This window comes from Nonomuraea sp. B19D2, assembly GCF_040137845.1.
Classification (GTDB): Bacteria; Actinomycetota; Actinomycetes; order Streptosporangiales; family Streptosporangiaceae; genus Nonomuraea.
The window spans coordinates 24,142-36,034 of sequence record NZ_JBEFAK010000018.1; the positions used below are offsets into that span (position 1 = coordinate 24,142).

13 protein-coding genes are annotated in these 11,893 nt (G+C 70.1%); 7 read left to right on the forward strand and 6 right to left on the reverse strand.

What is annotated here, in order from left to right; genetic code table 11:
• Positions 1–166 precede the first annotated feature (166 nt).
• The 6 genes from ABN273_RS29910 (at position 167) to ABN273_RS29935 (ending at position 5,658) form a co-directional block, all read left to right on the forward strand.
• Positions 167–1,015, forward strand: coding sequence for a shikimate dehydrogenase (locus tag ABN273_RS29910; protein WP_349452388.1), 849 nt, complete (start codon positions 167–169; stop codon positions 1,013–1,015).
• Positions 1,016–1,024: 9 nt separating this feature from the next.
• Entirely contained in the window at positions 1,025–2,752 is a 1,728-nt protein-coding gene (locus ABN273_RS29915) for a bifunctional sugar phosphate isomerase/epimerase/4-hydroxyphenylpyruvate dioxygenase family protein (RefSeq protein WP_349452389.1), read from the forward strand.
• A gap of 9 nt (positions 2,753–2,761) precedes the next feature.
• Positions 2,762–3,409 (forward strand): TetR family transcriptional regulator, encoded by a 648-nt coding sequence (locus tag ABN273_RS29920; RefSeq protein WP_349452390.1) that lies wholly within the window; start codon positions 2,762–2,764, stop codon positions 3,407–3,409.
• 143 nt (positions 3,410–3,552) lie between these two features.
• Positions 3,553–4,854 carry an MFS transporter gene (locus ABN273_RS29925; protein WP_349452391.1) on the forward strand — a complete coding sequence of 434 codons (1,302 nt, stop codon included), beginning with the start codon at positions 3,553–3,555 and terminating at the stop codon, positions 4,852–4,854.
• A complete protein-coding gene (locus ABN273_RS29930; protein ID WP_349452392.1) occupies positions 4,851–5,315 on the forward strand; it encodes an MBL fold metallo-hydrolase in 465 nt (154 codons plus the stop codon). The genes ABN273_RS29925 and ABN273_RS29930 overlap by 4 nt, the downstream gene beginning before the upstream one ends.
• A gap of 205 nt (positions 5,316–5,520) precedes the next feature.
• Positions 5,521–5,658, forward strand: a complete 138-nt coding sequence (locus ABN273_RS29935; protein WP_349452393.1) for a hypothetical protein — start codon at positions 5,521–5,523, stop codon at positions 5,656–5,658.
• Between the two features lie 6 nt (positions 5,659–5,664).
• Here ABN273_RS29935 and ABN273_RS29940 read toward each other — a convergent pair whose 3' ends face one another.
• The 4 genes from ABN273_RS29940 to ABN273_RS29955 are packed head-to-tail and all read right to left on the reverse strand — an operon-like array spanning position 5,665 to position 10,139.
• Positions 5,665–6,366, reverse strand: a complete 702-nt coding sequence (locus ABN273_RS29940) for an ABC transporter ATP-binding protein (protein ID WP_349452394.1) — start codon at positions 6,364–6,366, stop codon at positions 5,665–5,667.
• Complete coding sequence (locus ABN273_RS29945; RefSeq protein WP_349452395.1) at positions 6,363–8,138, reverse strand: branched-chain amino acid ABC transporter ATP-binding protein/permease; 1,776 nt, start codon at positions 8,136–8,138, stop codon at positions 6,363–6,365. Before ABN273_RS29945 ends, ABN273_RS29940 begins: the two co-directional genes overlap by 4 nt.
• Complete coding sequence (locus tag ABN273_RS29950; RefSeq protein WP_349452396.1) at positions 8,135–9,004, reverse strand: branched-chain amino acid ABC transporter permease; 870 nt, start codon at positions 9,002–9,004, stop codon at positions 8,135–8,137. The genes ABN273_RS29945 and ABN273_RS29950 overlap by 4 nt, the downstream gene beginning before the upstream one ends.
• A 1-nt stretch (position 9,005) precedes the next feature.
• Positions 9,006–10,139, reverse strand: a complete 1,134-nt coding sequence (locus tag ABN273_RS29955; protein ID WP_349452397.1) for an ABC transporter substrate-binding protein — start codon at positions 10,137–10,139, stop codon at positions 9,006–9,008.
• A gap of 242 nt (positions 10,140–10,381) precedes the next feature.
• Here ABN273_RS29955 and ABN273_RS29960 point away from each other — a divergent pair, with 242 nt between their 5' ends.
• Positions 10,382–10,834, forward strand: coding sequence for a MarR family winged helix-turn-helix transcriptional regulator (locus ABN273_RS29960; RefSeq protein ID WP_349452398.1), 453 nt, complete (start codon positions 10,382–10,384; stop codon positions 10,832–10,834).
• 82 nt (positions 10,835–10,916) lie between these two features.
• On the opposite strand, the gene ABN273_RS29965 is transcribed toward ABN273_RS29960, so the two are convergent.
• The gene (locus ABN273_RS29965) at positions 10,917–11,312 is read right to left on the reverse strand and encodes a tautomerase family protein (RefSeq protein ID WP_349452399.1); all 396 of its coding nucleotides are present in this window, start codon (positions 11,310–11,312) and stop codon (positions 10,917–10,919) included.
• Positions 11,313–11,333: 21 nt separating this feature from the next.
• Positions 11,334–11,891 carry a TetR/AcrR family transcriptional regulator gene (locus ABN273_RS29970; RefSeq protein ID WP_349452549.1) on the reverse strand — a complete coding sequence of 186 codons (558 nt, stop codon included), beginning with the start codon at positions 11,889–11,891 and terminating at the stop codon, positions 11,334–11,336.
• Positions 11,892–11,893 lie beyond the last annotated feature (2 nt).

Consider the following 11,893-nt stretch of genomic DNA (forward strand, 5'->3'; position numbering starts at 1 on the left):
CTCCGGTCGAGTGGATACCGCAGTCAAGCACGGCGGATCGGCGTTCCGCAGGCGTCTCGCCCGATGTTCTGCGTCGACTCTCCGGACAGGCCCGTCTAGCCAGGTAACTCACTAGTACGTACATTAGAGGCGCGGCGCACCTGTCCCATCTGCTGGAGAGGAAGAAATGATGGCCTCGTTCCTGACCGGGCTGGTCGGCTCGGGCATCGGCCCCTCGCTCAGCCCGCCGCTGCACGAGCGGGAGGCCGTCCACCACGGGCTGCACTACGTCTACCGGCTGCTCGACATCGACCGGCTCGGGCTGGACGTGGGGGAGCTGGTACGCACCGCGCGCCGCCTCGGCTACGACGGGCTCAACATCACCCACCCGTGCAAGCAGACCGTCATCCCGCATTTGGACGACCTGTCGCCGGACGCCCGCATGCTCGGCGCGGTCAACACCGTCGTCTTCGACGGCGAGCGCGCCATCGGGCACAACACCGACTGGACGGGGTTCGCCGAGTCGTTCGCCCGCGGCCTGCCCGAAGCCCCCACCCGCCGGGTGGCGCAGCTCGGCGCGGGCGGCGCCGGCGCGGCTGTGGCGCACGCGCTGCTCACCCTGGGCGCCGACCGGGTCACGGTCGTCGACGCCGACCACGCCCGGGCGGTGCGGCTGGCGGCCGAGCTGGCCGCCCGCTTCGGCGCCGGGCGGGCGCGCGCCGCCACCCGCGACGACCTGCCGTCGCTGCTGGCCGAGGCCGACGGGCTGGTGCACGCCACGCCCACCGGCATGGCACACCATCCCGGGCTGCCGCTGCCCGCGTCGCTGCTGCATCCCGGTCTGTGGGTGGCGGACATCGTGTACCGGCCGCTGGAGACCGAGCTGCTCAAGCAGGCGCGGGCGCTGGGCTGCCGGACGCTGGACGGCGGCGGCATGGTCGTCTTCCAGGCTGCGCACGCCTTCCGCCTGTTCACCGGCCGCGAGCCCGACGCCGAACGCATGCTGGCCCACCTGACCGACCTGGTGACCGTCTGAGGAGGAGACGTGCGCAAGTCCATCGCCACCGTGTCGGTGAGCGGCACCCTGACCGAGAAGCTCGACGCCATCGCCGCCGCCGGGTTCGACGGCGTGGAGATCTTCGAGAACGACCTGCTCACCTGCCCGCTGCCACCCGAGGAGATCCGGGCCCGCGCCGCCGGCCTCGGGCTCGGCATCGACCTCTACCAGCCGTTCCGCGACTTCGAGGCGGTCCCGGCCGACCTGCTGGCACGCAACCTGCGCCGGGCCGAGCACAAGTTCCGCGTCATGGAGCGCCTCGGCGCCGACCTGCTGCTGGTCTGCTCCAACGTCTCGCCCCAGGCGATCGGCGACGACGAACTCGCGGCCGCCCAGTTGCGGCTGCTGGCCGAACGGGCCGCCGAGCACGGGATCCGCATCGCGTACGAGGCCCTGGCCTGGGGGCGGCACGTCAACGAGTACCTGCACGCCTGGCGCCTCGTCCGCATGGCCGACCACCCGAACCTGGGCACCTGCCTGGACAGCTTCCACATCCTCTCGCGCGGCTCCGACCCGATCGGCATCGAGGCCGTCCCCGGCGAGAAGATCTTCTTTCTCCAGCTCGCCGACGCGCCGCTGCTGGCCATGGACGTGCTGCAGTGGAGCCGCCACTACCGCTGCTTCCCCGGCCAGGGCAACTTCGACGTGGCCGGGCTGGTGCGCCACGCGCTGAACGCCGGCTACGCCGGGCCGCTGTCGCTGGAGGTGTTCAACGACCACTTCCGCCAGGCCGACACCGGGCGCACGGCCCGCGACGGCATGCGCTCGCTGCTCGCCCTGGAAGACACCCTGTACGGGGCCGCGCACCCGGCCGTGCCCACCGGCTTCGCCTTCGCCGAACTGGCCGACACCGGGGCACTTCCCGGCGTGCTGACCGCGCTCGGCTTCGCGCGTACCGGGACACATCCCACGAAACCGGTCGAGCTGTGGGAGCAGGGCGGTGCGCGGCTGCTGCTCAACGCCACCGGTGGGGACCCCGCGCTCGTCGCCATCGGGCTCGACAGCCCCGACCCCGGCGGGGCGGTCAAGCACGCCGAGTTGCTGCTGTCGCCCGTGCTGCCACGCGAGCGCGCCCCCAGGGAAGCGCGCCTGGACGCCGTCGCCGCCCCCGACGGCACCCAGATCTTCTTCTGCGACTCGGCCTGGCTCGACGACTTCGCCCCCTCGGGGCCGGTTCCCGGCGAGATCAACGGGATCGACCACGTGGCGCTGACCCAGCCGTGGCACCAGTTCGACGAGGCGGAGCTGTTCTACCGCAGCGTGCTCGGGCTGAGCCCGCAGGAGAGCCTGGAGGTGCCCGACCCGTACGGGCTGCTGCGCAGCAAGGCCATGTCCGACCCCGACGGGCGCGTACGGATGGTCATCAACCTCGCCCAGGTCGGCGCGAAAGACCTCCCCTGGCAGCACGTCGCGCTCGCCTGCGCCGACGTCGTGGCCATCGCCCGCCGCCTGCGCGCCGAGCACCCGGACCTGCTGCTGCCCATCCCCGCCAACTACTACGACGACCTGCAGGCCCGCCACGACGACGTCGATCCCGAGCTCAGAGAGCTGGGCGTGCTGTACGACCGCGACGAGCACGGCGAGTTCCTGCACCTGTACACCGTCACCGTGGGCCGCGTCTTCTTCGAGATCGTCCAGCGCACGGGCGGCTACCAGGGATACGGCGCCGCGAACGCCCCCATCCGCCTCGCCATCCAGCACGCCGGACCTCACTAAGATGACCGAATGACCTCCCAACCCGTCGCCTCGGAACGCCAGCGGGACGCCGACCGCACCAAGGCGGAGATCCTCAAGGTGGCTCAGCAGGAGTTCGCGCGGCACGGGTACGCGGGCGCGCGCGTGGACGAGATCGCCGCGCAGATGCGCACCACCAAGCGCATGATCTACTACTACTTCGGCAGCAAGGAACGCCTCTACATCGCGGTCCTGGAGAAGGCCTACACCGAGGTGCGCGCGATGGAGCGCACGATCGACGTCGAGCACCTGGCCCCGGTGGAGGCCATCCGCACCCTGGCCGAGCTGACCTTCGACCACCACGACGCGCACCGCGACTTCATCAAGCTCGTCGCCATCGAGAACGTCCACCAGGCCGAGCACATCCGCAAGTCCGAGGTCCTGGCCAACCTCGGCACGCCGGTGCTCGACGTCATCTCGCGCATCCTGGACGCCGGGCAGGCATCCGGGGAGTTCGTGACCGACGCGGACGCGATCGACGTGCACATGATGATCAGCTCGTTCTGCTTCTTCCGCGTGGCCAACCAGCACACCTTCGGCGCGCTGTTCGGGCGCGACATGACCGCGCCGGAGCACCGCGCCAGGCTGCGCCGGATGGTGGGGGAGATGATCGTCGCCTACCTGCGCGGCCCTGCCTGATTACCGGGCCTGACCATCGGGCCTGACCACTGGGCCTGGGCGCCGTCCTGCCGGTAACCGATTGGCAACGCCCTTGTAATGTACGAACCAGTGAGTTAGTTTCCTGCCACTGCTCTATCCCATTCCCCCGTGAGGAGCATATCGTGACGGTGCAGGGCAAACCTCGCAAAGCGGCCATTGCTGCCTGGATCGGCAGTGCCTTGGAGTACTACGACTTCTTCATCTACGGCACCGCCGCCGCCCTGGTGTTCAGCAAGATCTTCTTCCCGTCCAGCTCGCCGGCCACGGGGACGCTGCTGGCGCTGGCCACCTTCGGCGTCGGCTACCTGGCCAGGCCGGTCGGAGCCTTCGTCCTCGGGCACGTGGGCGACAAGTTCGGCCGCAAGAAGGTCCTGGTCGCCACGCTCGTCATGATGGGCGCCTCGACGTTCCTGGTGGGCTGCCTGCCCACGTACGACCAGGTCGGCCTGCTCGCGCCGGTCCTGCTCGTGGTCCTTCGCCTGATGCAGGGCTTCTCGGTCTCCGGCGAGCAGGCGGGCGCGAACTCCATGACGCTCGAGCACGCCCCCGAGACCCGCCGGGCCTACTACACCAGCTTCACGCTCAACGGCACCCAGGCCGGGCAGATCATCGCCACCGCGATCTTCCTCCCGATCGCCGCGCTGCCCGAGGAGCAGCTGCTGAGCTGGGGCTGGCGGGTGCCGTTCTGGCTGAGCATCGTGGTGGCCGCGGTGGGGCTGGTCATCCGGCGCACGCTCGAGGAGACGCCCGCCTTCGAGCAGGAGGTGGCGACCAACAACGTGGCCAGGATGCCGCTGGCCGTGCTCTTCCGCGAGCAGTGGCGGGATGTGCTGCGGGTGGTCGTGGCCGCGGTCATCGCCTCGGTCAGCACGATCTTCACCGTCCACGCCCTGTCGTACGCCGTCAACACCATGCACCTGGAGCGCGGGCCGATGCTCTGGGTGGGCGTGCTGGCCAACGTCGCCGCCGTGATCACCATCCCGTTGTGGGGTTCCCTGTCGGACCGGATCGGCCGCAAGCCGGTCTTCATCGGCGGCTCGCTGGGCTGCGCGGTGCTGATGTTCGGCTACCTGTGGTCGATCTCCATCGGCAGCTACGCCCTGATCTTCGTCGCGGGCATCCTGATGTTCGGCGTCGTGCACAGCGCCACCAGCGGCGTCTGGCCGTCCTTCTATGGCGAGATGTTCACCACCCGGGTCCGCCTGTCGGGCATGGCGATCGGCACCCAGATCGGCTTCGCCATCGCCGGCTTCGCGCCGACCGTGGCCACCGCGGTGGCGGGCACGGGCCCGGAGAGCTGGCTGGGCGTGTCGCTCATCACCGCCGTGCTGTGCCTGGTCAACGTGGCCGCCGTGGCGACTGCCCGGGAGACCTACCGGGTGCCCACCGAGCAGCTCGGGCTCAAGGACCGGGTGCCGGCGTGACCGGCTTCCGCGTGTACGCCCTGCGTTACGCCGAGCGCGACGCCCGGCGCGGCGAGCACTTCCACGGCCACGACACCAGGGGAGCGGAGCCGCATCCCACCGCCTACTACATCTGGCTGGCCGTCAACGACGAGCACACGGTCGTCATCGACACCGGCATCGCCCGGGCGCGGGCCGAGCGCGCCCCGGGACTGCGCTACCTGTCCTCGCCCGTGGCGGCGCTGGCCCGGCTGGACGTGGCCCCGGACGCCGTCGACCACGTGGTACTCACCCACCTGCACTACGACCACACCGGCACCGCCAAGGAGTTCACCTCGGCCCGCTACGTGCTCCAGCGCGCCGAGCTCGACTACTGGACGGGCCCCTGGGCCGAGCGCATCGAGGGTGCCTTTGACCGTAACTTCTTGCACTCACTCGGCCACTGTGGGTATGGTTCGAGTGATCGAACGGGAAGGCGATAGCCAAGCCCATCGGGAGATCGTGTCCTTGTCGGTACAGCTAGGCCGCCGGAACGGCGGTGACAGCGCGTGGAGACTCGGGGTTGCCCGGGTCGGTGAAGCGCGAACCCCCGCACTTCAGGGTGACGGGAAGAACCTCCACTGTTAACGGTGGAGAGGAGTTCAAGAGAACATCGAGGGCGACCGCCCCTTCCCGATCCTGCACAGCATGACCGGCATGTACGGCGCGTTCGACCGGATCAAGGAGCTGGCCGACGGCCCTGACCTGGTGGTCGCCGGCCACGACCCGGAGGTGCTCAAGCGCTTCCCCCTGCTGGAGCCCGGCATCGCGGTGATCGCCGGCTGACGCCCCTCACAGGCCGAGGTAGATGTGCCGGACCTGGGGATCGTCGCGGAGCTCGGCCGAGGTGCCGGTGGCGGCGATCTCGCCGTTCTCCATCACCAGGCAGGTCGTGGTGACATCGAACGTCAGCTTGGCGTTCTGCTCGACCAGCAGGATGGCCAGCCCGTCGGCGTTGAGCCGCTTGAGCACGCCGGCGATCTCGGCCACGAGGATCGGCGACAGGCCCATCGAGGGCTCGTCAAGCAGCATCACCTTGGGACGGCACATCAGCGCCCGCCCCACGGCCAGCATCTGCTGCTGGCCGCCGGACAGCGCGCCGGCCAGCCGCCGGCGCATCTCGCGCAGCACCGGGAAGACCTCGTACACCTCGTCGAGGGGCGTGCGCTTCCAATGAGTGGTGTACGCGCCGAGCAGCAGGTTCTTCTCCACGCTCAGACCGGGGAAGATGTGCCGCCCCTCGGGCACGTAGCCGATGCCGTGCCGCACCAGGGTGTGGGCGGGTGCGCGCAGGAGGTCGTGCTCGCCGAAGCGGATGGCGCCGGCCTGCCTGGGCGCGAGGCCCATGATGGCCTTGAGCGTGGAGGTCTTGCCCGCGCCGTTGGCGCCGATGACGCCGAGCGACTGGCCCGGTTCGACGGTGAAGGAGACGTTGTGGGCGGCCCGTACGCCGCCGTAGTGGACCGAGAGGTTCTCGACGGTGAGCGTGCTCATCGGGAGGCCTCCTCAGCGGTGGGGGCGGTCATCGAGTCGCCGAGGTAGGCGGCGACGACGTCGGGGTGCACGGCCACGTCGGCCGGCGGGCCGTCGGCGATGACGCGGCCCCCTGACAGGACGGTGACCTGTTCGCACAGCGACATGACCAGGCCCATGTTGTGTTCGATGATCACGACGGTCACTCCGGAGTCCCTGATGGAGCGGACGATCTCGCCCAGCCGGCGCACCTCCTCGCCGTTGAGCCCGGCGGCCGGCTCGTCCAGCAGGAGCAGGTTCGGGGCCATGGCCATGGCCCGGGCCAGCTCGATGCGCCGCTGGATGCCGTACGGCAGCGAGCGCGGCTCGGCGTCGGCGACCTCGGCGAGCCCGAACCGATCGACGATCTCCTCGGCCCGGGCGCGCAGCGCCCGCTCGTAGCCCAGCACCTTCCAGGGCAGGCCGGGGTAGCGCCAGATCCAGGCGGTCGGGGTGCGGTCCAGGCCGACGAGGAGGTTCTCGCGCACGCTGAGGTCTTCGAAGAGGCGCAGGTTCTGAAAGGTTCTCGCCACGCCGAGCTGCGACAGCCGGTACGGCGCCGCCCCCGTCACATCGTGCCCCCGCAGCCGCACCGAGCCCTGGGTGGGCGGGTAGAAGCCGCTGATCACGTTGAACAGCGTGGTCTTGCCCGAGCCGTTGGGCCCCACGATGCCGCGGATCTGCCCGGCCGGCACGGTCAGCGACACCCCGTCGAGCGCGACCAGCCCCTTGAAGCGCCTGGTGACCTCCCGGACCTCCAGCACGTCCCCCTCCGACGCGACAGCCGCGGCCTCGTACGGGCGGAAGGCGCCGAGCTGGGCACGCGAGCCGTCACGCCGCCGCCGCAGGAGCTGCCGGGGCAGGCCCGCCAGGCCCTTGGGCGCGAACACCACCACGAGCACGACCACCAGGCCGTAGCCGAGCTGGGCGTAGGCGGAGGCGTCCAGCAGCGCCTCCCTGACCAGGGCGAGCGCGACCGCGCCGACGACGCAGCCGAGGATGCTGCTGCGGCCGCCGATGATCACCATGGCCAGGAGGAGGAACATGTTGGCGATGTTGAACGACTCGGGCGCGACGAAGCGGATGAGCCCGGCGTACAGGACGCCCGCGACGCCGCCGTACAGGCCGGACAGCACGAAGGCGGTCATGCGCAGCAGCGGGATCTCCGCGCCCAGCGCGCCGGCGGCCAGGTCGTCGTCGCGCATGGCGCGTAGCCTGCGGCCCAGCGGCGAGTGGGTGACCAGCAGGGCGAAGGCCAGGGCGAGGGCGAAGACGATCAGTTCGACGTAGTAGAAGAGGTAGCCGCTGGACAGGTCGATGCCGAACATGGGCGGCACCGGGATGTCGCTGATGCCCTCGGCCCGGCCCGCGACGGTGGCGTTGGTGACCCAGTTGGTGAAGGCCAGCGCCAGGCCGAGCGTCACGATGCCCAGGTAGTGCGACTGCATGCGCAGTGCGGGAACCCCCACGAGCGCGCCGAACACCACGGCGGCCAGCACCGCCAGGAGCGCCGCGGTCCAGAAGCCGAGCCCGGCCTGCGTGGTGAGGATGGCGACGGTGTAGGCGCCGACGCCGAAGAAGGCGACCTGGGCCAGGTTGATCTGCCCGGCCACGCCCATGGTGAGCCCGAGGCCGATGGCCAGGATCGCGAAGATGATCGCCACGTCGGTGACGTGCATCGAGTAGCCGCCCAGGCCGTAGGGCAGCAGCCAGGCGGCCACGGCGACCGGGACGAGCCAGGCCAGACGTCTCATGCGCGGTTCACCGTCGCCTCTCCGAAGATGCCGGTCGGGCGGATCATCACCACGACGGCGAACACCAGGAACGTCACCAGCTCCGAATACTCCTGGAAGTTGCCCGCGGCGAAGGAGTCGAGCAGTCCGAAGGCCAGGCCGCCGACGATCGCGCCCGGCATGCTGCCGAAGCCGCCGAGCATGGCCGCGGCGAAGCCTTTGATGCCCAGGGTGCCGCCCATGGTCGGGTTGACGTACAGCATGGGCCCGACCAGGCTGCCGGCCAGCGCCGCCAGGCCGGCGCCGATGGCGAAGGCCATGGCGTTGCTGCGGCCGACGTGGATGCCGACCGCGGTGGCCGCCTCGTGGTCCATGGCGACCGCCTGCATGGCCGCGCCGCGCTTGGTGCGCTGCAGGAACAGCGCGAGCAGCCCGGTCGCGGCCGCCGCGACCGCGATCACCAGCACGTTGTAGGTGGGGATGCGGACGCCGGCCAGGTCGATCGGCTCGGTGGCGACGGGGGAGGGCACGGCGTGGCCGGTGGCGCCCCAGACGAGGACCGCCCCCGCCTCGAGCACGGCGCCGAAGCCGATCGTGCCGATGAGCATCAGCGTGAAGTCCTTGTTCTCCAGCGGGCGCAGGAAGCGCTCGATCACCAGGCCGATGAGCCCGGTGACCGCGATGGCCACGACGATCGCGACCGCGAAGGGCAGCTCGGTGGCCAGGTAGAAGGTGGAGGCGGCGTACGCGCCGATCATCACGACGCTGCCGTGGGCGAAGTTGACCAGGCCCATCGTGCGGTAGACGATCGAGAACCCCATCGCCACCAGCGCGTACACCGCTCCGAACGTGACCCCGCCGATCAGGGTCTGGAGGAATACCTGCACGTCAGCTCGCGGCCTCGGGCACGACCTTGCCGTCCTTGACCAGGCCGATCTTGGTGGTGTGGATGCCGACGCCGTTGGCGTCGTAGTCGTAGTCGCCCAGCAGCCCGGCGCGCTTGACGCCGCGGATGGCGTCGGCGAGCTTCTGCCCGCCCTGGCCGTCGGTCTGCTTGAGCGCCTCGATGAGGATCGACGCCCCGTCGTACGCCTTGGCGACGTGCATGCGGGCCTCCTCGTTGTAGGCGGCCTTGTACTTGGCGGCGAACGCCTTGATCGCGTCGCTGGCCTCGTTGCTCAGGTAGGGAGAGCTGACGACGGAGCCCTCGGCGTTCTTCGGCCCGGCCGTGGTGGCGTAGACGTCGGTGCCGATGGGGGCGCCGCCCGCGAAGACCGCCTTGAGTCCCAGCTCGCGGGCCTGCTTGGCGATCAGCCCCGACTGCACTTCCTCGGCGCCGATGAACAGCACCTCCGGGTCCTTCTCGCGGATCTTGGCGAGGTTGGCGTTGAAGTCCTTCTGGTCGGGGGTGACCACCTCGTCGGCCAGCGGGGTGACGTTCCTGGTCTTGAGGGCGTTGCGGAATGCGTCGTGCTCGCCGCTGCCGTACGCGCCGTTGTTGCTGATCAGCGCGATCTTCTTCTGCCCCTTGTCGTCGACGAGGTACTTGGCGAGCGTCTCGTCGAAGGTGACGCTGGTCGGCGCGTTGAGGAACAGGAACGGGCTCTTCAGCTCGGCGAGCTTGGGCGACTGGCCCGAGGTGATGTTCGGGATCTCGGCGTCCTTGAGTATGGGGGCCATGGCCAGGGTGACGGCGCTCTCCGCGGTGCCGAGCATGGCGAGGTAGCCCTCGCCGGCGATCTTCCTGGCCAGGTTGGTGCCGACGGTGGGGTCGCCCTGGCTGTCGAACAGGTCGAGCTGGATCTGCCGCCCGTTGACGCCGCCGGCCTTGTTGGCCTCGTCGATGGCCAGCTTCACGCCCTTGTGCTCCCACTGGCCGAGCGAGCTGAGCTGGCCGCTCTGGGCGTTGACGTTCGCGATCTTGAAGGGGCCCGTGGCGCCTGCTCCGGATTCGGCCTGCTGTCCGGGCGGGGCACAGGCGGCGAGCAGGATGAACGCGGCCGCGACGGCGGGAAATCGCACGATTCACCTCGGGGGGTAGGTGAGAGTTAATTCACGGACTAGTACGTTCGTTATAGCCCCCCGCCGGTGGCCGAGGAAATACCGAACGCACAACGTTTTCAGTCGGAGAACAGCCCCTGATGGATGTCCTTGATGTTCCAGTGCCCGGGGTCGGCACCGGTTCGTTCACCATCGGGACGTCGATGACGGTGGGCCGCCGATGCCCATAAGCATCTTATATAAGTCGCGATATAATTCGCGGAGTGAACGACATCCCTGACGAGCTGGACGTGGACGCCTTCGCCACGGCGATCGAGAACTTCAACCGCTTCTACATCCGCCTCCCGACACTGGAGAAGTTGTCGTTCACGACGCTGTCGGTGCTGGACACCCTCGCCTCCGGCGGCAGCCCGATGCGGCTGACCGACCTGACCAAGACCGAGCAGGTCAGCCAGCCCGCCATCACCCAGCTGGTCACCCGGCTGGAGCGGGACGGGCTGGTGGAGCGCCGCCCCGACCCGAGCGACGGGCGCGCCGTCCTCATCCACATCACCGAGGCCGGCCGCCGGATCGGCCGCTCCCGCTACGACGACCGCATCCGCCACCTGGCCCCGCTGGTCGCCCAGCTGACCGCCGATCAGCGACGGGCGATCGCCGACGCGCTGCCCGCCCTGACCCGCCTCGCCGAGCTCGGACGCGCCCAGCGGTCCGGCTGACTCCCTCGGCAGGCGCGCGGCGCCGTCTAGTCCCCGTACGCCGGTGACCGGTACGTCGAGCTGCCTCGGTGATCCACCGCCGTCATAGGTCGGCCTCGGCGTACTGCGCCACGCCCTCGCCGAATGACCAGTCGATCGACTGGTTCTCGCTGATCGAGACGAACACGTTCCGCGGCTCGGTGCCCGCGTACTCCTCGGCGAGATCGGCGATCCTGCGGTAGAGAGCCTGCTTCTGGGCCGCCGTACGTCCGGAGCGCATGGTGATGGCGACGAACACGAGGTCGTCGTCCCGGTGCACGCCGAGGTAGCCGGCGTCGTAGCGGAGCAGGTGATGCGTGCCGTCGTGGCTGGTGAGCACCTGGAACCTGTCGTCCTGCGGAATGCCGATGGCGTCGACCAGGGCGTCGTGTACGGCCCGGCCCAGGGCGTCCAACCGCTTCTCGTCTGCCCGGACCGCGTCAATACGAACAAAGGGCATTATTTCGTCCTTTCGAGTGATTCAGCGAACATGTCCGGCGAGCAGGCCGAGCGCGCCGTCAACGGCCTGCGCGTACACCTCCGCGTCGCCGGCGGCGCGGGCCAGCACGTACCCGCCCTGCAGCACGGCGACGAGCGCGGTGGCGGTGGCCGCCGGGTCGAGCGCGGTGTGCACCTCGCCCTCGGCCCGTGCTTCCGCGAGGACCCCGGCGAGCCGGGTGCGCAACCAGGCGAAGGTCTCCTCGACCGGACGGCGCAGCTCGGCATCGGCCATCACGTCCGGGTCCTGGGTGAGGCGGCCGACCGGGCAGCCACGCAGGGCGTCCCGTTCCCGGCGCAGGTAAGCGGTGATCCGCTGGATGGGGGTCCCGGAGCCGGAGAACTCCGCCTCCGCGCGGGCGCGCATGTCGTCGGCGCTGCGGGCGATCGCGGCCAGCGCCAGTTCGGGCTTGCCGCGGAAGTGGTGGTACATGCTGCCCTGGCCCGCCCCGGAGCGCTGCTGGATCGCCTTGGGCGAGGTGCCTACGTATCCGCGCTCCCACAGCAGCTCGCGGGTGCTCTCGATCAGCCGTTCTCTCATGT

Excerpts from the sequence above, each read along its gene's own strand:
- ABN273_RS29920 (WP_349452390.1), top strand. The coding sequence starts at position 2,762 with ATGACCTCCCAACCCGTCGCCTCGGAACGCCAGCGGGACGCCGACCGC.
- ABN273_RS29910 (WP_349452388.1), top strand. The coding sequence starts at position 167 with ATGATGGCCTCGTTCCTGACCGGGCTGGTCGGCTCGGGCATCGGCCCC.
- ABN273_RS29940 (WP_349452394.1), bottom strand. The coding sequence starts at position 6,366 with ATGAGCACGCTCACCGTCGAGAACCTCTCGGTCCACTACGGCGGCGTA.
- ABN273_RS29970 (WP_349452549.1), bottom strand. The coding sequence starts at position 11,891 with ATGAGAGAACGGCTGATCGAGAGCACCCGCGAGCTGCTGTGGGAGCGC.
- ABN273_RS29945 (WP_349452395.1), bottom strand. The coding sequence starts at position 8,138 with ATGAGACGTCTGGCCTGGCTCGTCCCGGTCGCCGTGGCCGCCTGGCTG.
- ABN273_RS29965 (WP_349452399.1), bottom strand. The coding sequence starts at position 11,312 with ATGCCCTTTGTTCGTATTGACGCGGTCCGGGCAGACGAGAAGCGGTTG.
- ABN273_RS29935 (WP_349452393.1), top strand. The coding sequence starts at position 5,521 with ATGACCGGCATGTACGGCGCGTTCGACCGGATCAAGGAGCTGGCCGAC.